Source organism: Bradyrhizobium sp. LCT2 (assembly GCF_009931255.1).
GTDB lineage: Bacteria > Pseudomonadota > Alphaproteobacteria > Rhizobiales > Xanthobacteraceae > Bradyrhizobium > Bradyrhizobium diazoefficiens.
The window spans coordinates 6,497,257-6,516,392 of sequence record NZ_CP034432.1; the positions used below are offsets into that span (position 1 = coordinate 6,497,257).

General features: G+C 65.8%; 17 protein-coding genes. 14 read left to right on the plus strand and 3 right to left on the minus strand.

Annotation, left to right across the window (positions count from 1 at the left end):
• Window positions 1-17: 17 nt before the first annotated feature.
• From EI171_RS31090 to EI171_RS31150, 13 genes are read left to right on the plus strand one after another with little or no spacing between them, the layout of a single operon-like run.
• Window positions 18-2,918, plus strand: coding sequence for a flotillin family protein (locus EI171_RS31090; RefSeq protein WP_161535580.1), 2,901 nt, complete (start codon window positions 18-20; stop codon window positions 2,916-2,918).
• Window positions 2,919-2,929: 11 nt separating this feature from the next.
• Window positions 2,930-3,367 carry an SRPBCC family protein gene (locus EI171_RS31095; protein ID WP_011086163.1) on the plus strand — a complete coding sequence of 146 codons (438 nt, stop codon included), beginning with the start codon at window positions 2,930-2,932 and terminating at the stop codon, window positions 3,365-3,367.
• 5 nt (window positions 3,368-3,372) lie between these two features.
• Window positions 3,373-3,828, plus strand: coding sequence for an SRPBCC family protein (locus EI171_RS31100; RefSeq protein ID WP_028172034.1), 456 nt, complete (start codon window positions 3,373-3,375; stop codon window positions 3,826-3,828).
• Complete coding sequence (locus tag EI171_RS31105) at window positions 3,819-4,637, plus strand: xanthine dehydrogenase family protein subunit M (protein ID WP_161535581.1); 819 nt, start codon at window positions 3,819-3,821, stop codon at window positions 4,635-4,637. The genes EI171_RS31100 and EI171_RS31105 overlap by 10 nt, the downstream gene beginning before the upstream one ends.
• A 17-nt stretch (window positions 4,638-4,654) precedes the next feature.
• Window positions 4,655-5,131 (plus strand): (2Fe-2S)-binding protein, encoded by a 477-nt coding sequence (locus EI171_RS31110; RefSeq protein WP_027548905.1) that lies wholly within the window; start codon window positions 4,655-4,657, stop codon window positions 5,129-5,131.
• Between the two features lie 11 nt (window positions 5,132-5,142).
• Window positions 5,143-6,729: a xanthine dehydrogenase family protein molybdopterin-binding subunit gene (locus EI171_RS31115; RefSeq protein ID WP_161535582.1), complete on the plus strand. Its 1,587-nt coding sequence runs from the start codon at window positions 5,143-5,145 to the stop codon at window positions 6,727-6,729.
• Entirely contained in the window at window positions 6,730-7,752 is a 1,023-nt protein-coding gene (locus EI171_RS31120; protein ID WP_161535583.1) for a xanthine dehydrogenase family protein molybdopterin-binding subunit, read from the plus strand.
• Between the two features lie 10 nt (window positions 7,753-7,762).
• The gene (locus EI171_RS31125) at window positions 7,763-8,644 is read left to right on the plus strand and encodes a MoxR family ATPase (RefSeq protein WP_011086157.1); all 882 of its coding nucleotides are present in this window, start codon (window positions 7,763-7,765) and stop codon (window positions 8,642-8,644) included.
• Window positions 8,641-9,762, plus strand: a complete 1,122-nt coding sequence (locus EI171_RS31130; RefSeq protein ID WP_161535584.1) for a VWA domain-containing protein — start codon at window positions 8,641-8,643, stop codon at window positions 9,760-9,762. Before EI171_RS31125 ends, EI171_RS31130 begins: the two co-directional genes overlap by 4 nt.
• Window positions 9,759-10,643 carry an amidohydrolase gene (locus EI171_RS31135; RefSeq protein ID WP_161535585.1) on the plus strand — a complete coding sequence of 295 codons (885 nt, stop codon included), beginning with the start codon at window positions 9,759-9,761 and terminating at the stop codon, window positions 10,641-10,643. Before EI171_RS31130 ends, EI171_RS31135 begins: the two co-directional genes overlap by 4 nt.
• 31 nt (window positions 10,644-10,674) lie before the next feature.
• On the plus strand, window positions 10,675-11,523 hold the full coding sequence (locus EI171_RS31140) for an MBL fold metallo-hydrolase (protein WP_011086154.1): 849 nt from the start codon (window positions 10,675-10,677) through the stop codon (window positions 11,521-11,523).
• Between the two features lie 20 nt (window positions 11,524-11,543).
• Window positions 11,544-13,118: an isochorismatase family protein gene (locus EI171_RS31145; protein WP_161535586.1), complete on the plus strand. Its 1,575-nt coding sequence runs from the start codon at window positions 11,544-11,546 to the stop codon at window positions 13,116-13,118.
• A 3-nt stretch (window positions 13,119-13,121) separates the two neighbouring features.
• Window positions 13,122-13,748 (plus strand): FMN-dependent NADH-azoreductase, encoded by a 627-nt coding sequence (locus EI171_RS31150; protein ID WP_161535587.1) that lies wholly within the window; start codon window positions 13,122-13,124, stop codon window positions 13,746-13,748.
• A gap of 104 nt (window positions 13,749-13,852) precedes the next feature.
• On the opposite strand, the gene EI171_RS31155 is transcribed toward EI171_RS31150, so the two are convergent.
• Entirely contained in the window at window positions 13,853-14,875 is a 1,023-nt protein-coding gene (locus tag EI171_RS31155; protein ID WP_161535588.1) for a glycoside hydrolase family 5 protein, read from the minus strand.
• Between the two features lie 20 nt (window positions 14,876-14,895).
• Window positions 14,896-16,182, minus strand: coding sequence for an O-antigen ligase family protein (locus EI171_RS31160; protein ID WP_161535589.1), 1,287 nt, complete (start codon window positions 16,180-16,182; stop codon window positions 14,896-14,898).
• 222 nt (window positions 16,183-16,404) lie between these two features.
• Between EI171_RS31160 and EI171_RS31165 the strand changes: the two genes are divergently transcribed.
• The gene (locus tag EI171_RS31165) at window positions 16,405-17,541 is read left to right on the plus strand and encodes a GNAT family N-acetyltransferase (RefSeq protein ID WP_161535590.1); all 1,137 of its coding nucleotides are present in this window, start codon (window positions 16,405-16,407) and stop codon (window positions 17,539-17,541) included.
• Between the two features lie 30 nt (window positions 17,542-17,571).
• Here the strand turns inward: EI171_RS31165 and EI171_RS31170 are convergent, their stop codons facing one another.
• Entirely contained in the window at window positions 17,572-18,795 is a 1,224-nt protein-coding gene (locus tag EI171_RS31170) for an NAD(P)/FAD-dependent oxidoreductase (protein ID WP_161535591.1), read from the minus strand.
• Window positions 18,796-19,136: the final 341 nt, after the last annotated feature.

The following is a 19,136-nucleotide window of genomic DNA, read 5'->3' on the forward strand; positions in this document are numbered from 1 at the left end:
GTTCGAGGGAGGACAAGATGTCAGGGATATTGGTCGGCGAGTTGATCCTCTGGCTGATCGTCGCGATCATCGTGATCGTCGTGGCCGTCTACATCGTGAACTGGCTCTACCATCGCTCCTCCAAGGAGACGTCGTTCGTCCGGACCGGCTTCCTCGGCGAGCGCGTGGTGATCAACGGCGGCGCCTTTGTGCTGCCGTTCATCCACGACTACACGCCGGTCAACATGAACGTGCTGCCGATGGGCATCGTCCGCTCCCGCCAGGACGCCGTGATCACCCGCGACCGCATGCGCGTGGATATCGAGGCCGACTTCTACGTCCGGGTCCAGGCCACCAAGGAGGCGGTCTCGATCGCGGCCGCCACACTCGGCCGCCGCACCATGGAGCCCGAACGGCTCCACGCGCTTCTGGCCGGCAAGTTCATTTCCGCAATCCGCTCGGTCGCGTCCGAAATGACCCTGGAGGAGATGCACGAGCGGCGCGGCGACTATGTCGTGCGCGTCAAGACCAATGCGGCGGAGGCACTTGCCCAGAACGGACTCGAGCTCGAGTCCGTCGCGATCACCGATCTCGACCAGACCGATCTCGAATTCTTCAACCCGTCGAACCGGTTCGACGCCGAAGGTCTGACCCGCCTGATGGAGGACATCGAGGCCAAGCGCAAGCTGCGCAACGACATCGAGCAGGACTCGATGATCAAGATCCGCTCCCGCAATCTCGAGGCCGAGCGGCAGGCGCTGGAGATCGAGCGCGAGAGCGAGACGGCGCGGCTGGAGCAGGAACGCGACATCGAGATGCGCCGCGCGCTCCAGCGCACCGAAGTCGCCCGCGAACGCGCACTGCGCGAGACCGAGGCCGAACAGGCCCAGATCTCCGCGCGCGAGACCATCGAGCGCGCGCGGATCGCCAATGACCAGGCCATTGCCGAGGCCCGCATCGCCTCGGAGCGCGAGACCCGCCAGAAGGAGATCGAGCGAACCCGCACCATCGAGGAAAAGGAGCTGCTGGCGCGCGAGGAAATCGAGAAGACCCGGATCGCCAATCAGCGCTCGATCGACACCACCCGCATTGCCTCGGAGCGCGACGTGCGCCAGCGCGAGATCGAGCGCATGCGCACCGTCGAGGAGGCCGAGATCGCCGCACGCGAATCGATCGAGAAGGCCCGCATCCAGCAGGACCGCGTCGTCACCGATGCCCGCATCGCCAACGAGGAGGAGACGCGGCGCCGCGAGATCGAGCGCACCCGCGCCGTCGACGAGGCCGAGATCGCCGCACGCGAAGCCACCGAGAAGGCGCGCATCGCCCAGACCATGACGGTCAATGTCGAGCGCATCTCCTCGGACGAGCGGACCCGCGCCCTGGAAATCCAGCAGGTCCGCACCATCCAGGAGGCCGAGATCGAGGCGCAGCGCGCGGTAGAGGCCGCCCGTATCGCCCGCGAACGGACGCTGGCCGCCGAGCGCATCGCCGCCGAGCAGAACACGCGGCAGCTCGAGATCGAGCGCAACCAGACGCTCGATGTCGCGGGAATTGCCGCGCGCGAGGCGACCGAAGCCTCCCGCATCGCCCAGGAGGAGCGGGTGCGCTCGCTGGAAATCGCCCGCAACCGCGCCGTCGAGGAAGCCGACATCGCCTCGCGCGAAGCGATCGAGGCCGCCAGGATCGCGCAGGAGAAGACCGTTGCGGCCGAGCGCATCCAGGCCGAGCGCGAAACCCGCACGCTCGAAATCGAGCGCACCGGCGTTCTGGAGGCGGCCGAGCTGAAGCGGCGCGACGCGATCGAACGCCAGCGCATCGGCGTCGATCTTGCGCTCGAGGCCGAACGAATCAACTCGTCCAAGAAGCGCGAGGTGCTCAATATCGAGCAGAAGAAGGCGATCGAGATCGCGGACGAGGACCGCGTCATCGCGCTCTCCACCAAGCGATCGGAACGGATCGACGCCGACCGCCAGGTCAAGCAGGCCGAGATCGTCGCGCGCAAGGACGTCGAGACCACCGACGTGTCGCGCGAGCAGGCGCTGGAAGCGGCGCGGATCGAGCGCCGCCGCGCCATCGAGCAGCTCGAGGTCGCCCGCGTCCAGTCGCTGCAGGAAGCCGAGATTGCCGCGCGCGAAGAGGTGGAGCGCGCGCGGATCGCGTCCGACCGCGGCCTCGATGAGGCGCGCATCGGCCGCGAGCGCGAGCTGCGCAAGCTCGAGGTCAACCGCGAAAAGGACGTCGAGACGGTGCTGATGGAGAAGGCCATCGCGATTCATCAGAAGTCGCTGGAAGAGTCCGCAGCGCGTGCTGCTGCGGAGGAAGCCCGCATCCATGCGACGGAAGCCACCGAGCGCGTCATCACCGCGCGCGAGAGCGAGATCGCAAGGCGACGCAAGACGGTCGAGGTGCTGCTCGCCGAGAAGCAGGCCGAGGAAACCCGGATCGCGGCCGACGCCGAGCGTGTCCGCGCCACCGTCGAGGCCGAAGCGCAGCGGATGCTCAACGAGGCCGAGAACGTCCTCACGGATCAGGCGCGCTACTCGCTGTTCCGCCGCAAGCTGCTCGACCGCATCGAAGGCATCGTGCGCGAGAGCGTCAAGCCGATGGAGAAGATCGAGGGCATCCGCATCCTCCAGGTCGACGGGCTCAACGGCAATGGCCATGGCGGCAATGGCGGCCGCAGCGCCACCGACGAGGTGATCGACTCGGCGCTGCGCTACCGCGTCCAGGCGCCGCTGATCGATTCGATCCTCGCCGACATCGGCGTCGAGGGCGGCAGCCTCGCCAAGATGCCGGGCCTGATCCGCGAAGCCCGCGACATGCAGGGCATCAAGGAGTCCGCGCGCAAGGGCGGCGGCGACAAGCCAGCCGCCTCCCCGCCTGCGACTGAGGGCGGCGGCGAACCGCCGGCCGAGCGCGGGCCGCGGAAGAAGAGCTGAGGATCGCGTTCATGGCCCGCGTCTACGTCTCCACCGTCGTCAATGCCCGCAACGACCGCGTCTGGGCGCGGGTGCGCGATTTCAACGGCCTGCCGAATTGGCACCCGGCGATCGCGGAGAGCCGGATCGAGGGCGGCGAGCCCTCGGACAAGATCGGCTGCGTCAGGGATTTTCGCCTGCGCAACGGCGACCGCATCCGCGAGAAGCTGCTCGGCCTCTCCGACTACGACATGTTCTGCACCTATTCGATCCTGGAATCGCCAATGGGCGTGGAGAACTACGTCGCCACCCTGCGGCTCACGCCCGTCACCGACGGCGACCAGACGTTCATGGAATGGACCGCCGAGTTCGACTGCGCGCCGGAGCGCGAGACGGAGCTCGTCAACAATATCGGCGGCGGCGTGTTCCAGGGCGGGTTTGACGCGCTGAAGCGCGTGTTCGGAGGCTGACACCCGTGCCGCATATCGTCAAAAGCACGATTTTGGACGCGCCGACCGATGCAGCGTGGTCCGTGCTGCGCGATTTCAACGGGCACGACCGCTGGCACCCGGCGGTTGCGACCTCCACGATCGAGCGTGCGCAGCCCTCCGACAAGATCGGCTGTGTCAGGCGCTTCAAGCTGAAGGACGGCTCCGAGCTGCGGGAGCAGCTTCTGGCGCTGTCCGACCTGGAGCAGTCCTTCAGCTACTGCCTGCTCGATACGCCGGTGCCGATGTTCAACTACGTCGCCCATGTCCGGCTGCTGCCGGTCACCGACGGCGACCGTACCTTCTGGCACTGGGAGTCACGCTTCACGACCAGGCCGGAAGACAAGGATCGCATCACCCACATGGTCGCCGAAGACATTTATCAGGCCGGGTTCGAGGCGATCCGCCGGCATCTGAAGGAGGCCGCATCATCATGGCCGTGACAGTGAAGACGTTCACCAGCGCCAGCGAGGCTGCCGGGGCGCTGTCCTCGGACCGCAGCGCGCGCTATCTCGGCGGCGGCACGCTGGTGATGCGCGCGCTGAACGAGGGCGACGTGACGATCTCGACCGTCGTTCGCGCCCACGACCAGGCGCTGACCCGGATCGATGCACCCGGCCCACGCGTGACGCTCGGGGCCGGCGTCACCTTCGCGCGAATCCTCGCCGAACGGGACCTCGCCTTCCTGCATGCCCCTGCCCGCTCGATCGGCGGTCCCGCCGTGCGCAACATGGGTACCGTTGGCGGCAATCTCTTTGCCCCCAATCCCTATGGCGATTTCACCGTCGCGCTGCTCGCGCTTGACGCCACCGTCGCCGTGCAGGGCGGCTTTGGCGCGCGCGACGTCCCGATCGAAGAATTCCTGCAGGCGCGCGACCGCCAGGCCGGGACGCTGGTGCTGTCGGTGTCCTGCACCCGGCCGGCCAGCAGCGAGGCCTTCCGCTATCGCAAGATCGCGCGCATCAAGCCGAAGGGCGGCTCGGTCATCACCCTTGCCGCGCATCTGCCGGTCAGCGGCGGCCGGATCGCGGGCGCCCGCATCGCGCTGGGCTCGATGGCGCCGACGCAGATCCGTGCGCGCGCCGCCGAGCGTGCGCTCGAGGGTCGCTCGCTCGATGCCGCGAGCATCGCGGCCGCCGCATCGGCCGCGACCGAAGGAACATCGCCATCCGACAACGCGCTCGGCAGCGCCTGGTATCGCCGCGAGATCGTCGGCGTCCATCTGCGGCGTCTGCTGTCCGGCCAGGAATAGACAGGGAATAGATCGTCATGTCCAAAATACCCCTGCAATTTCGTCACAACGGCCGCGACGTCGCGATCTTCGTGGACGGCGGTACCAATCTGCTGGTGGCGCTGCGCGAGCTGATCGGCGACATGACGCCCAAATTCGGCTGCGGCCAGGGCGGCTGCGGCACCTGCAGCGTGCTGATCGACGGCGAATTGCACCTCTCGTGCCTGACGCTGGCCGAGACCGTCGCGGGCCGCGCGGTCGAGACGCTCGACGGCATGAAGCAGGGCCCGAACTTGCATCCGCTCCAGCGCGCCTTCGCCGACCATTTTGCCGCCCAATGCGGCTATTGCACGCCGGGCATGCTGATGGCCGCAAAGGCCCTGCTCGACCGCAACCCCGCCCCGAGCCGCGCCGAGGTCGTCGAGGCGATCTCCGGCAATATCTGCCGCTGCACCGGCTACGAGCCCATCATCGACGCCATCCTCGCTGCTTCCGGCAGCCGAGCGAGTGCCTGAGGATCCCCATCATGCTGGAACTGCGCAAGGACATCTTCGCCGACGAGCGCGACGATAATTTGAAAGAGATCGGCAAGGGGACGCAGCGCCAGGACATGCTCGGCCACGTCACGGGCACGTCGAGCTATTTCAACGACCATAAACTTCAGGGCATGCTGCACCTGAAGGTCGTCCGCTCGACCGAGGCGCATGCGAGACTGCGCCGTATCGACACCACCGAGGCCGAGCGCTCGGCCGGCGTGCGCCGGATCATCCGCGGCACTGATGTGCCGGTCAATCTCAACACGCTGCTGAGCCTGATCAATTTCGGCAAGGACGACGAGCCGTCGCTGGCGGTCGACAAGGTCCGCTACAAGGGCGAGCCGATCGTCGCCATCGTCGCCGACAGCGAGCGCGAGGCGTTCGAGGCGATTGCCAAGGTCAAGGTCGATTACGAGGTATTGCCGTCGGTATTCGACGTCGAGGACGCGCTCAAGCCCGGCGCGCCCGTGGTCAACGAGACCTATCCGAAAAACACATTCACCTATCATGAGGTCTACGATCACCAGCGCTTGCGATTCGGCGACGCCGATGCGGCGCTCGCGACCGCCGATCACGTGCTGGAGCAGCGCTACCAGATGTCGCCGATCGAGCACGCGCCGACCGAGACCAACGGCGCGATCGCCGCGCCCGACACCAACGGCCGCTACGTCGTCTACACCTCGACGCAGGCGCTGTTCTTCTCGGTCGACACCTGCGCCAAGATCCTGAACGTGCCCTCCAACACCTTCCACTTCATCGGCGGCACCGTCGGCGGCGGCTTTGGCGGCAAGGTGGACACGCTGACGGAACCGCTCGCGATCCTGGGGGCGATGCTGACCGGGCGGCCCGTGCGCTACGTGTTCGGCCGCGAGGAGGAGATGCAATACGGCCCGCCGCGCGGCGCCGAGCGCATCTACATCAAGGATGGCGTGATGCGCGACGGCCGCATCGTCGCGCGTAAGATCCGCGCCTATTTCGACAGCGGCGCCTATACGCGGCTGTCCAGCTACGCCGCCGTGAAATGCGCCGCCCACCTGCCCGGCCCCTACACCATCCCGAACGTCTATGGCGACGTCTATTGCGTCTTCACCAACCGGACGCCTGCAACCGCCATGCGCGGCTTCGGCGTCACCGCGATGGATTTTGCCATCGAGTGTCAGATGGACAAGCTGGCAAACCTCGTCGGCATGGACCCGATGGAGTTCCGCATCCTGAACGCCTATCGCGACGGCGACATGAAGGCGCACAGGCGCGAAGCCAAGAACACCGCGCTGATCGAATGTGTTCAGGTTGCGGCCGAAAAGGCCAAATGGCCGATCCGGGACGAGTTCAAGCGCGCGTCCTCGCGCAAGGACGGCGGCGGCAGCCGCGCCGTGATTCCGCCGACACCGACGGATTCGCACCCAAGGCCGGCTGTGGCCGCGCAGCAGCGCACGACCTATGACCGGCTTCCACCGACGGTCACCCGCGAGCCGCCGCGCGAGCCGCCACCACCGGCGCCGCCTCCCCCGCGGCCCGCTGCGCCCTCGCATGGCGCGACCCGTTTCTCCTCCGTCTTCGGCACCAGGAGGCGCTAGATGACCCGGCATCGCGGACGCGGCATGGCGTCGATCAACTATCCCATCGGCATGAATCTCGGCGGCGACCCCAGCCAGGCGCTGGTGCACTCCAATCCGAGCGGCAAGTTCACCGTCGCGCTGTCGTCGATCGACCTCGGCCAGGGCATGAAGTCGGTGACACGGCAGATCTGCGCGGAGACGCTGGGCGTGCCGGTCGAGGACGTCTATGTCGACACGGCCGACTCCGACACCGGCCCGCACTGCATGGGCTCGTTCGCCTCGCGCGGCACCCACCGCGTCGGCAACGCCGTGATGGCCGCCGCCCGCGAGGCGCGCGGCGTGATGATGGAGGCCGCCGCAGAGGAGCTCGAGGTCAACGCCGCCGATCTCGATACCGACGGGCGCGGCAACATCCACGTCAAGGGCGCGCCGCACCGCTCGATCTCGACCAAGGACGTCGCGATCGCCGCGCAGTTCAAGCAGGGCAAGACCATCTCCGGCCGCGGCATCTTCCTCGTCCCTCTTTCCAACGTCGATCCGGAAACCGGCGAGATGTCGCCGGCAACCTGCTACGCCCATGCCTGCCTGGTCGCCGAGGTCGAGGTGGACGACGAGACCGGCGAGGTCGCGATGGTGCGCATGGACTCCGCCTATGAGCTCGGCCGCGCGCTCAATCCGCGCCTGGTCGAGCAGCAGCTGGTCGGCGGCGCCTGGATGGGCGTCAGCCACGCGCTCTACGAGACGCCCGAGCCCTACTATCCCGATCCCGTTCACGGCCCCCGCGATTTCGTCGAATATCTGATGCCCGGCCCCGGCGATATCTGCCCGCACGACATCGCCGTGCTGGAGCGTCCTGCGCCGGATGGCCCGTTCGGCGCCAAGGGCCCCGGCGAGATGTGCGCCAATCCGGTGCTACCGGCCGTCGCCAATGCGATCTTCAACGCGGTCGGCGTCCGCATCGACGATCTGCCGATCACCCCGGAAAAAGTGCTGCGCGCCATCAAATCCCAGGGCGGCGCGCGACCGCAGGCACGGCGCTAGAGGTCTTGCAATGGCGGTCCGCAGCAACATCGTCGGCATCGACAGCCCCGAAGCGCTGGAGAAGGCGCTGCGCGCGGCCTATTACCTCGCCGACGAGGGGCTCGCGACCGCAGCCTATCTCGGCCTCGCCCTCGGCAAGCCCCTGCTGCTCGAAGGCGCGCCGGGCGTCGGCAAGACCGAGGCGGCGAAGGCCATCGCCGCCGTGCTGGGGCGGCGTTTGATCCGGCTGCAATGTTATGAGGGCATCGATTCGTCCGCGGCGCTCTACGAGTGGAACTACCCGCGCCAGATGCTCGCGATCCGCCAGGCCGGCGACGAGAGCATCGACATCTATGGCGAGACGTTCCTGATCGAACGGCCGATGCTCGCCACACTGCGTGCGCCCGATTCCACCGTGCTGCTGATCGACGAAATCGACCGCGCCGATCAGGAGTTCGAGGCCTTCCTGCTCGAATTCCTGTCCGACTTCCAGATCTCGATCCCCGAGCGCGGCACGGTCCGCGCGGCGGAGCGTCCCGTCGTGGTGTTGACCTCGAACCGGACGCGCGACCTGCACGAGGCCCTGCGCCGCCGCTGCGTCTATCACTGGATCGACTATCCCACCGAAGAGCGCGAGGCGCGCATCGTGATGCTGCGCGCCTCCAGCGTTGCGGAGGCAACCGCACGCGCCGTCGTTGCCGCCGTCGGCAAGCTCAGACGCGAGCCGCTCAGCAAGGCCCCGGGCATCGCTGAAGCCGTCGACTGGGCCGAGGCGGCGACCTTGCTGCACAAGGGCGGCGCGCGCTGGCCCGATGCCTTCAGGCGCTCGATCGGCGTGGCGCTCAAGGACGAGGAGGACCTGCACTTCATCTCACCCCGGCTCGATGCGATGCTTGCGGAGGCAACCGCATGAGTCCCGAACTGCAGCTTCCGCGGGCCGCCCGCGTGTTCGTCTCCTTCGTCGCACTGCTGCGCGTCAACAGCTTTGCCGTCGCCCCGGAACAGACCACCGCGTTCCTCACTGCGATCGAGCTGCTCGGCCCGCGCGACCTCGGCGATATCCGCCAGGCGGCGCTGGCCACCCTCGCCCCGCCGCCCGAACGCCGCGCGACCTTCGACCGGCTGTTCGACCTCCATTTCCGCGGCAGCGAGGCCGTCACGCGCGATGACGACGGCGAGGACGACGAGACCGTCCGGCTTCAGGAAGAAGGCCGCGGAGACGAGGAGCCTCTGCTCTCCGACGACGCCAACGAATCCGGCCTCACCGCGACCCGTACCGAGGCGCTGGTCGAGCGCCGCTTTGCGCAACTCTCTCCCGGCGATGCGCTGCGCCGCCTGACCCGCGAAGCGCCGCGGCGTCTGCCCAGGCGACGCGGCCACCGGCGCATGCAGGCGCGGCGCGGTCCGTTCGCCGATCTTCGCCGGACCTTGCGCGATTCCGTGCGCAGCGACGGCGAGGTCCTGCGTCTCGGCCACCTGAAGCGCAGGCAGCGCCCGCGAAAAATTCTGCTGCTGATCGACGTCTCCGGCTCGATGAAGAGCCGCACCGAGGAGAACATGAAGCTCGCCCACGCGCTGGTGCAGGCAGCGCCCAATGTCGAGGTCTTCACCTTCGGCACGCGCCTGACCCGTGTCACCCGCGCGCTGCGGCTCAAGCGGCGCGAACAGGCGCTGAGCGCGGCCGCCCATCTCGTCAGCGACTGGGACGGCGGCACCCGGATCGGCGATGCCTTGCAAGCCTTTCTCGCGGTGCCGCGGTTCGGCGGCTATGCGCGCGGGGCGGCGGTTATCGTCGTCTCGGACGGGCTGGAGCGCGGCCCACCCGACGCGCTGCGCGACGCCGTGGCAAGACTGTCGCGGCGGGCCTGGCGCATGAGCTGGTTGACGCCGCTCGCAACGGGTCCGGGCTTTCGCCCCCAGACCGAAGCGCTCGTCGCCATCGAACGCTTCGTTGACGATCTCGTCGACGGCGGGTCGAGCGCGTCGATCGTCGCGCATGTCCTGGCACTGGGACGAAGGAGAGTTGCGTGACCGAGATTGTCGACGGCCATCATCACATCTGGCGGCAGGCGGACCTGCCCTGGCTGATCGGCCCCATGCAGCCCCGCATCTTCGGACCCTACGAGCCGATCCGGCGCGACTATTCGATCCAGGAATATATCGGCGATCTCAAGGGCACCGGCGTCAATCGCTCCGTCTACGTCCAGACCAACTGGGCCAACGATCGTTTCGAGGACGAGGCCGCCTGGGTGCAGCAGACCGCGGACGAGCAAGGCTGGCCCCACGCCATCGTCGCCTATGCCAATTTCGCGGTCGACGACGTCCGCCCGCAGCTCGACCGCCTCAAGCGTTACCCGCTCGTGCGTGGCGTGCGGATGCAGCTGCACTGGCACGAGAACCCGCTTTATCGGTTTGCCACCAGGCCTGATTTCTGTCTCGATCCCTTGTTCCGCCGCAACGTCGGATACCTCGCCGACTACGGCTGGAGCTTTGACCTTCAGGTGTTCACGCCGCAGATGCCGGATGCCGCGCAACTGGCCGAGGCCTGTCCGAAGGTGACCTTCATCCTCCAGCACGCCGGGATGCTGGAGGATCTTTCGCCGGCAGGCCGCGCCGCCTGGCGCGCGGGAATGGCGCGCCTCGCCGCATGCCCGAACGTGGTGTCGAAGCTGTCCGGGCTCGGCACGTTCATCCACCGCAACGATCCCGCGCGTATCGCCGCGGTGCTGACCGACACGGTCGCGATCTTCGGCGCCGAGCGTTGCCTGTTCGGATCGAATTTCCCGATCGAGAAATTGTGGACCAGCTATCGCGAGCTCGTTGACGCGTTTCGCGCGGCGGCCGTTCCGCTGAGGACCGAGCAACAGGACGCGATCTTCCGGACCACCGCAGCGCGCGTCTATCGGCTTTGACAGACAAGAAGCGAGACAGGGAGAGACACGGATGGCGCTGGAGATCAAGATCCTGGACTATGGCGATATCGAGCTGGAATCGAGCTTTCTGGTTCTCGGCCGCGACTGCGGCCGCACCCGCCGCGTCCTCACGCTCGGCTTTTTGATCCTCGGCGGCAAATATCCGGTCGTGGTCGACACGGGCTACCGCTCCAACCAGATCATGGAGACGCTGGGCATGCGCGGGCTGCAGTACCACGAGCACATGATCGAGAACCAGCTTGCCCGCCATGGCGTGCGCATGGGCGACGTGCGCTTTGTCTGCCACACCCATCTGCACATCGACCACGCCGGCAAGGACGATCTGTTTCCGATGAACACGACCGTCGTCCTCAACCGCAAGGAGCTGGAATATTCGGTCTCCGGCCTGATGCATCCGCAATATCCGGCGCCCGACATCAAGCACCTGATCGACCGCCTGCACACCAAGAGCGCGCTGCGTTTCCTCGATCTGGAGATCACCGGTCCGATCGAGCTGATGCCCGGCGTTTATTGCGACGCCGCCAACGCTCACACCGAGGGCTCCATGAACATCATCGTCGAGACCGCCGATGGGATCGCCACCATCTGCGGGGACGTGATCTACGATTTCAACGACCAGATCGTCACGCCATTCAACGAGATTCACGACTGGGAGCCGCGGACGACCGGGAACCACGGCACCAGCAAGCGGGCGGAGAAGGCCTCGATCAAGAAGCTGCTGAGCAATTCGCGCTATTTGCTGCCGGTGCACGACAGGCCGGCCAAGATCGAGGGCGGCATGGTCGTCGGCCGTCTGCACGACCAGGTCCCCGGCCCGATCGTGCAGTCGCTGCCCCCGCGCAACTGGTTTCCGGCCTGACGCGTTCGAAGGATCGACCGATGACGCATGTCACCTTGCGAAGCGAATTCGAGACCCTGATCGATCCCTATGCCCCGGTGGCGCAGGTCGGAACAGGCTTTGACTTCACGGAAGGCCCGATCTGGCATCCGGTCGATCATTACCTCCTGTTCTCTGACATGCCCGGCGACGTTCGGCGGCGTTGGGACGCACGGCGCGGCGTGGCCGAGGTCAAGCGCCCGTCGAACAAATGCAACGGCATGACCTACGACGCCGAGCTCAATCTGATCGTCTGCGAGCACGCCACCTCGTCGCTGATCCGCGAACGGCCGGACGGCCGGCGCGAGGTGCTGGCCTCGCATTTCGGAGGCCAGGAGCTCAACAGCCCCAACGACGTCTGCGTGCACTCCTCGGGCGCAATCTATTTCTCGGATCCCTGGTACGGCCGCATGCCGGTCTATGGCGTCGAGCGGCCGCGGCAGCTTGGCTTCCAGGGCGTCTATCGCGTCATGCCCGGCGGCGAGCCGAAGCTCGTCGTCGATCGCAATCTGTTCGACCAGCCGAACGGACTGTGCTTCTCGCCCGACGAACGGCTGCTCTATGTCAACGACACCGTGCAGGCGCTGATCCGCGTATTCGACGTCAATGCCGACGGCACGCTCTCGAATGCGCGGGTGTTCGCGAGTGGCATCAAGTCCGAGCTCGAGCCTGGCCTGCCCGACGGCATGAAGTGCGACCAGCACGGCAATGTCTGGGTCACCGCGCCCGGCGGCGTCTGGGTCTACTCGCCGCGCGGCGAGCTGCTCGGCAAGGTACGTGTGCCCGAGCTCGTCGCCAACCTCGCCTGGGGCGGGCCGGATTTCCGCACGCTCTATCTGACCTCGACGCATTCGGTCTATGCCATCCCGACCAAGGTGGGACCGCGCCACGAGCCCTATATGAGCGGCAGGCGCGGCGGCGGAGGCGCAAGCGCCGGCCCCGCGGCCGCAGCGCCCATCCTCACCGACGGCGAGATGCGGCTCGATCCGCAGCGCTGCGCCATGATCATCCAGGATCTTCAGAACGACGTCATCATGGATGGCGGCGCGTTCGACGGGTCAGGCGCGCCCGCTCACGCGAAGCAGCAGCATGTGGTCGAGAATGTCCGGCGTCTTGCCGAGGTCGCGCGGGCGCGCGGCGTCGCCATCATCCATGTCTGGTTCGTGGTCGAGCCCGGCGCCCCCGGCGTGACGCTGAACGCGCCGCTGTTCGAGGGTCTGGTCGACAGCAAGGCGATGGTGCGAGGCAGCTGGGGCGCGGCGCCGGTCTCGGGCCTGGAGCCCCGGCCGGGCGATTTCGTCGTCGAGAAGATGCGGATGAGCGCCTGGGAGGGCACGCGGCTGGAGACGATCCTGAAGGCCACCGGCCGCGACATGATCATCAACACCGGCGCCTGGACCAACATGTCGGTCGAGCACACCGCGCGCACCGGCGCCGACAAGGGTTATTTCATGATCGTGCCGGAGGATTGCTGCTCGACCATGAATGCCGACTGGCACTCGGCCTCGATCAATTTTGCCATGCAGAACGTCGCCATCGTCACGCGGGCGGATGCCGTCATCAGAGCGCTGGGATGAGCGGTGGCAAAGCTCCTGCACCTCTCCTGCTCGCCGCGTCCCGACTCGGAGTCGAGCGCCGGCGCGCGCGTCTTCCTTGACGGATTTCGCCAGGTGCGTCCCGACTGGGACATCGACGTCATGGATCTCTGGCGGGAGCGGATGCCGGAGTTTGCGGGGCCGATTGTCGAGGCCAAATATGCGCGGATGAAGGCCCAGGCCTTCGACGACGCCCAGCGCGACAGCTTTGCCGAGGCCGAGCGCATGGCGACGCGCTTGTCGCTCGCCGAACGAGTGCTGATCTCGACGCCGATGTGGAATTTCGGCATCCCCTACAAGCTCAAGCAGTGGTTCGACATCATCGTCCAGCCCGGGCTTACCTTCCGGTACGACCCAGCGTCGGGATACCTTCCGCTGCTAGAGGACCGGCCGACCATCGTCATCCTCGCCAGCGGCAGCGACTTCGTCACCGGCATGAACCGCGGCCGCACCGACATGGCGACACCCTATTTGCGCGAGGCGCTGCGCTTCATTGGCATCAGCGACGTGCGCTTCGTGCCGATCGGGCCGACCACCGGCCCGGCGGACCCGATCCTCGCAGCGCGCGAGACGGCGTATCGACGCCTCCGGGAGATCGCCACATGGTTTTGATCGACTGGTGACGCGCCACGTACGCGATTGCGAACGGCGCGAAGAGTGCCGCAGATTTCGCGCGACGGCCGACGAGACTGTGCAGCGAAATCGCGACCGCCGCTTCAACGCTGCGGCGGAATCAGCGCACGCAGGATGTCCGGCTTCCAGGCCTGGCGCGCGCTGTCGAAGGCCGCGAAATCATGGTCGAATTGCCAATAGGCCCATGACCAGCCAAGCCTGTCGGCGCTTCTCGCCATGAACGACAAATATCTCGCGCGGCTGTCCGATGGTGCACGCTCGTATACCCCGAACTCGCCGAGATAGACGGGGCGCTTCTCCTTCTCCGCCCAGAGATTCACCTTCCCGAAGTCAGCGGCAGCCTTCGCTTCGTCGTCCGGACTGCCCCAGTCCAGCGGCCCGATCCGCGAAAACGTCGGGGACCACGGCGCGCCCTGATGCGTGAATCGTATCGGCGCGTAATAGTGAAACGTGACGATCAAGTTCCTGTCGTCGGCCGGAAGAGTCAGGTCGTCGACGGGGATGGCGTCCGTATTGAAAACCGCGGCAATGACCGGCCGCGCCGGATTGGTGCGGCGGATGATTTCAAGACATTCGTTGAGGAGCGAATTCCAGTCGCCGGACGTCATTTGCCCGCCAGGCTCGTTCAGGACCTCGAAGACCAGCGCGGGATATTTTCCGGCATAGCGCTCGGCGATCTGCCGCCAGAATGCCCTGAGCTTCTCGCCGCATTCGGAAACGTCGCGTTGGCAGATATGGGTGTCGTGCTCGTCGACGATCGGAATGAGGTTTCTTGCAAGGACGTCCTCGATGACGGCATCGAGCCGCCTCAGAACGATCTCGTCCAGCACGTTCCCCGGGCCCATGAACTTGAAGCCGAAAAAGTTGATCCTGACGTGCGAAAATCCGGCCTTCCTGATTGCCGTCAGATTGTCCAGGCGGAACGGCGCGTTCCGGCCGCCTTCCCAGATCCCGTCATAGCCGAGAATATTGATGCCGCGCCCCAATTTCGGCAGGTCACGGGAAGCCTGCCCGGCCCCATGGGCATGGAAGCCAAACGACGCGAGGAAAACTGCCGTAGCCGCAAGATTGAAGCGTCTCGTCCAGCGAGCGCGGATGGCTCTCATCTTGCTTCCATTCGTTGAGACTAGAGATCGGTCTGCGGTACAGGCCTGCACGTCGCGAAGAAGAACGCCACCAGCAGCACCGACGTGAACATCGTCGAACGAAGGAACGTCGTCTCGGTAAAATTGGTCTGAAAGCTGAGAACGACAAATCCGATGATCAGCGCGCAGTGCGACCGGTCGATCGCGCGGGCCGAAATCAGATGAAGAACCTTGTTCGAGAACAGCAGGACGCTCGCGGCGAAAAGCGTGTAGCCGAGAAACCCCGTCTCCATCAGGATCGCGATATAGCCGCTGTGATAATTGTCGAGCACCCAGCCATGGTTCTGCTCGAAATAGTCGTATATCGACGGGATGGTCCAGAAGCCGTTGATCCCGAAGCCGAGCAGCGGCGCGTCATCGAAATGGCTGATGGCGTAATGCCAGATGAACGTCCGCTCGGTCAAATCGACGGACGCGTCGCCGACATGGATCGCGTCATACCCCGTCGCGTAAAAATAGAAGATCAGCGCGCCGGCCAGCAAACACATGACGAACGGCAGGACCGCATAGAGTCTCATGCAGATGACCGACCACATCGAGGTCAACAGCAATGCGCATGCGGCCAGGGCAACGGCACCGGCGCCCCGAGATTCCGACGCGAGGACACATGTGGACGCCAGAAGGAAGGTCAGGAGGAAAGCCGGCCACCCCTGCCCCTTCATCTTCAGATAGCAGGCGAAGAACATCAGATATGCGCCGACGAAACCGAGGGTCTGCTTCGATTCATAGACGCCTTGCCATTGACCGTTATGCATCCAGCTGTGGTCTATCCCGATATCGGGTACGGCGAGCGCAAAGAAGGCCGATGCGGCGACCAATATGAAAAGGCCCAACGCCGTGGCCCTGACAACCTCGTCCATGTCGATGCGCGTGATGAGACAGAATGCACCGAAGGTCGTCATCGCAAGCGCCAGGCTCTTCATGATCGCGGCAGTGTTCAGGCTGGTCCAGAACACGGAGATGACGGCGAAGGCGTAGAATGCGACCAGAACGATCAGATCGGGATTGAACTGCAAACGCAGGGGCGGACGCACGAATGCGCTGGCGTAGATCAGGACGCCCCACATCAGGACCGCGACGGCCTGCTGCAGGTAGGTCAGCTCCGCCGGCAACAACCCGGTGTTGAAGGTGCCCATCGACGCGACGACGTTGATGGTGATCGAACAGCCAATCGCGGCCCTGGCAATCTTCTCAACGCCAACGCTGCGCGTCTTCCAGATCGCGCTCCCGGGAGCCCCGGAGTCCACCTCGGTCTGTAGGCTGGCCATGATTGACCTTCCTTAAACGCGGTTAATTATTTGCTAGCGCGGCGAGGTCTGCACTTCCGAGCCTCCGCGGCCGCGAAATCTTAAGACTTCGGTAACGATACGAACCCGGCTCGGTCCTTTTAATGCAAATCGTACCACCTCGGTATCTCGACCGTCACTCCCCTGCTATAAGCCCTCAGCTCGATCGAGCACTCCCGAATTCCCTGGCTTCCCTGGTTACGCATGAACACGCCTGGCAACACGTTCGATATCGCCGTCGAGCCGGCATTCGACTTCCTGTCGGCGGACTATGCAGAGCTGTTCGACCACTCGGCCGCCACCGCGTTCCAGCATCCGCTCTGGCTGCACAGCCTCTACAGCAGGCTCGCGTCTCATGCGGGAGCAACCCCTCTGGTCGTCGTCGTTCGCTACCGCGCGACGGGCGCCCTTGCGATGGTGCTGCCCCTGCTCCGGATCCGGCGCGGCCCGATACGGACCGTCGAATTCGCAGATCTCCGCGTCTCCGACTATCTGGCGCCGGTTTGCAGTCCGGCGGTGTTTTCCGAACTGCTTGGGGATGCGGAGGCATGCGCCGAAATTCGCCGCCTCGTTCGTCCTTTCGACCTGCTCCGCGTGACCAAGCTGCCGGACGGGCGGCTCCCGATCGAGAACCTTCTGGCCGCGCCGCGCCGCGTCGCGATGGACACCAATGCCTACGCGACCGTTCTCCTCGCCCCATTCGAGCAATGGCGGGCCAGTGCGATGGATCGTTCCTATCAGAAGGAGCTCGCAAAGAAGTATCGGCAGCTCCAGAAGAAGGGCGCGCTGAGCTTCTCGTGCTGCAACGACAGCGCCGCCGTCCTCGAGGCGCTGGACGTAATGAGGAAATTTCGCGGTCCGCGGTTCCAGTCGCAGGGCGACGGAGACCTGCTCCAGCGCCCGGAATATTACGACTTCTATTCCGACGTCGCGGTCCGCGGTCTCGGCTCCCTTGCGCGGCTCTATGCCATGAAGATGGATGGCGAGGTGATCGCCGCCGTGCTCGGCTTGCACCACCGTGACAGCTTCCTCGTCATCATGAGTGCCTTCGACATTGCCGGATACAAGAGCCAGTCCCTGGGCGCGCTGATGTTCGAGCAGGTGGCGAAGGACTGCATCGAGCGCGGGGATCAGATGCTCGACTTCACCATTGGCGACGAGCCATACAAGAAATTGTTCGGCGCGCAGCCCTCGCCGATGTGGGCGGTCACGCAGGCCGGCAGCACCACAGGCGCGATATCCCTGTTCGCACTGGAGCAGGCGCCCTGGCTCAAACTTGCCGCCAAGCGAATTTCGGAGTTCAGGCTCTCGCCAGCCCGCACCTCGACGCCCACGCGCTGACGGGCGTCAGGCGCTGGAGGGTCGCGGCCCTCAGGCGCGCAGCGCGCTGCGGACCTGCGCGAGCCAGCCCGGCCGCATCTGATCGACCCGATGGGTGATGCTCCGCCGCAGGAAGTGCAACCGTCGCCGCACATCCCAGCTGATATCGTCGCGCGACGTCAGCGCCTGGCGGAAGCGCGCCATCTTCAGTGACTGCTGGTCCGCGGCGATCTTGTCGCGATCGGAATAGAACTCCGATATCTTCTCCGTGCTCATGCCTTCGGTCGCAAGCCACCGCGGCGCATATTCGGTGCAGAGACGCTCGACGTCCACCAGCAGGCGGGCTACGCCCGTTCCGGCGGCGGGACAGTTGGTCTGAAACGCATCGCCGATCAGCACGACGCCGGGCTGGAGGTGTCCTTCGACGACGGACAGATCCATCACCCAGTTCTGTACCCGATCCGTCACGCGAAAATCGCCGAGATAGGGCTGCAATCCCGGCAGCAGCCGCAGGAGCGTCGCTTCCGTGTCGCGACGCAGATCACGCATGACCGGATCGGTCGGGTCGCGGAACATGAAGAGATTGGCCCGCATGCCGGCGGGTACCGGAAACAGGCTGAGATAATCGACGCCGTCGGAAATGCGCTCGCCGTAACAGGTCAGCGCCTTGAAATCGAACGGCGTGCCGTCCCGGCGCGCGATCGTGAAGCCGAACGAGACCGAGTGGCCTGCGGCCAGCACGCGCCGCCTGATGCCCAGCTTGTAGCCGAGGGCTCCGGCCATGCCCGTCGCCAGAACGACAAGACGCGCATTGAGGCGGCGCCCGGAGGCAAGCTCCAGATGCTGGACGTCGTCGCTACAGGTGACTGCGGTGACCTCGTCGACGATGAGGCTGGACGGATCGGGTATCTGGCCGCGCGCCATGGCAACGAGACCGGCATAGGGAAGCCCGTAAGCCTGGCCGACGCTGACATCGACCACCTTGCCTTCCCTGACATTGAGCACCTGATCGTATGGACAAGCGACGCTCGCGAGGCCGCGGATGAAGCCCAGCCTGCGGAACATCTCCAGCTGCGGGCCTCCGATCTTCTCGACCCGAAACTCGTCCGGATAGACCGCGCGCTTGTCCACCAGCGCGACGCGATGCCCTGCCCGCGCAAGGACAGCAGCCGCGAGCGAACCTGCAAGGCCACCTCCGACAATCGCGACGTCCGCAACGATCGTCGTGGTCGCAGCTGCGGCGATCGGCTCAGTCACGGTGCTATCCGCCGTCATGGTCCAGGCTCCCACGGTTAACGGTGGTTCCATGTGCAATTATCCCGCCTGATGTCGCATCGCAGGACCGAACGCGATCATTTCCGTCGATCGAGGTTAACGAACCGAAGACTCGATCTGGCCGGACGATGTTTCGGCACGCGTCTTGCTCGGGATGTTCGACAAGAACCGGTGTTCGGCGACGCCACGGCGGAACGCATGGCTGCTTCTCGTCAGAGCGACATCACGTCGCTTTTCGACGAAGCCGGCCTGCGCTCTAACTGGGACAGCCGGAACGAAGGTGTCCCACCGTGACGCAGCGGATGTTTCGCCGACATCGGCCGCAACCAACAGGACTCCAG

Coding starts and splice junctions, on each gene's coding strand:
- EI171_RS31120 (WP_161535583.1), top strand. CDS start 6,730: ATGACCCGGCATCGCGGACGCGGCATGGCGTCGATCAACTATCCCATC.
- EI171_RS31165 (WP_161535590.1), top strand. CDS start 16,405: ATGAACACGCCTGGCAACACGTTCGATATCGCCGTCGAGCCGGCATTC.
- EI171_RS31110 (WP_027548905.1), top strand. CDS start 4,655: ATGTCCAAAATACCCCTGCAATTTCGTCACAACGGCCGCGACGTCGCG.
- EI171_RS31155 (WP_161535588.1), bottom strand. CDS start 14,875: ATGAGAGCCATCCGCGCTCGCTGGACGAGACGCTTCAATCTTGCGGCT.
- EI171_RS31095 (WP_011086163.1), top strand. CDS start 2,930: ATGGCCCGCGTCTACGTCTCCACCGTCGTCAATGCCCGCAACGACCGC.
- EI171_RS31170 (WP_161535591.1), bottom strand. CDS start 18,795: ATGACGGCGGATAGCACCGTGACTGAGCCGATCGCCGCAGCTGCGACC.
- EI171_RS31125 (WP_011086157.1), top strand. CDS start 7,763: ATGGCGGTCCGCAGCAACATCGTCGGCATCGACAGCCCCGAAGCGCTG.
- EI171_RS31140 (WP_011086154.1), top strand. CDS start 10,675: ATGGCGCTGGAGATCAAGATCCTGGACTATGGCGATATCGAGCTGGAA.
- EI171_RS31130 (WP_161535584.1), top strand. CDS start 8,641: ATGAGTCCCGAACTGCAGCTTCCGCGGGCCGCCCGCGTGTTCGTCTCC.
- EI171_RS31090 (WP_161535580.1), top strand. CDS start 18: ATGTCAGGGATATTGGTCGGCGAGTTGATCCTCTGGCTGATCGTCGCG.
- EI171_RS31160 (WP_161535589.1), bottom strand. CDS start 16,182: ATGGCCAGCCTACAGACCGAGGTGGACTCCGGGGCTCCCGGGAGCGCG.
- EI171_RS31105 (WP_161535581.1), top strand. CDS start 3,819: ATGGCCGTGACAGTGAAGACGTTCACCAGCGCCAGCGAGGCTGCCGGG.
- EI171_RS31145 (WP_161535586.1), top strand. CDS start 11,544: ATGACGCATGTCACCTTGCGAAGCGAATTCGAGACCCTGATCGATCCC.
- EI171_RS31115 (WP_161535582.1), top strand. CDS start 5,143: ATGCTGGAACTGCGCAAGGACATCTTCGCCGACGAGCGCGACGATAAT.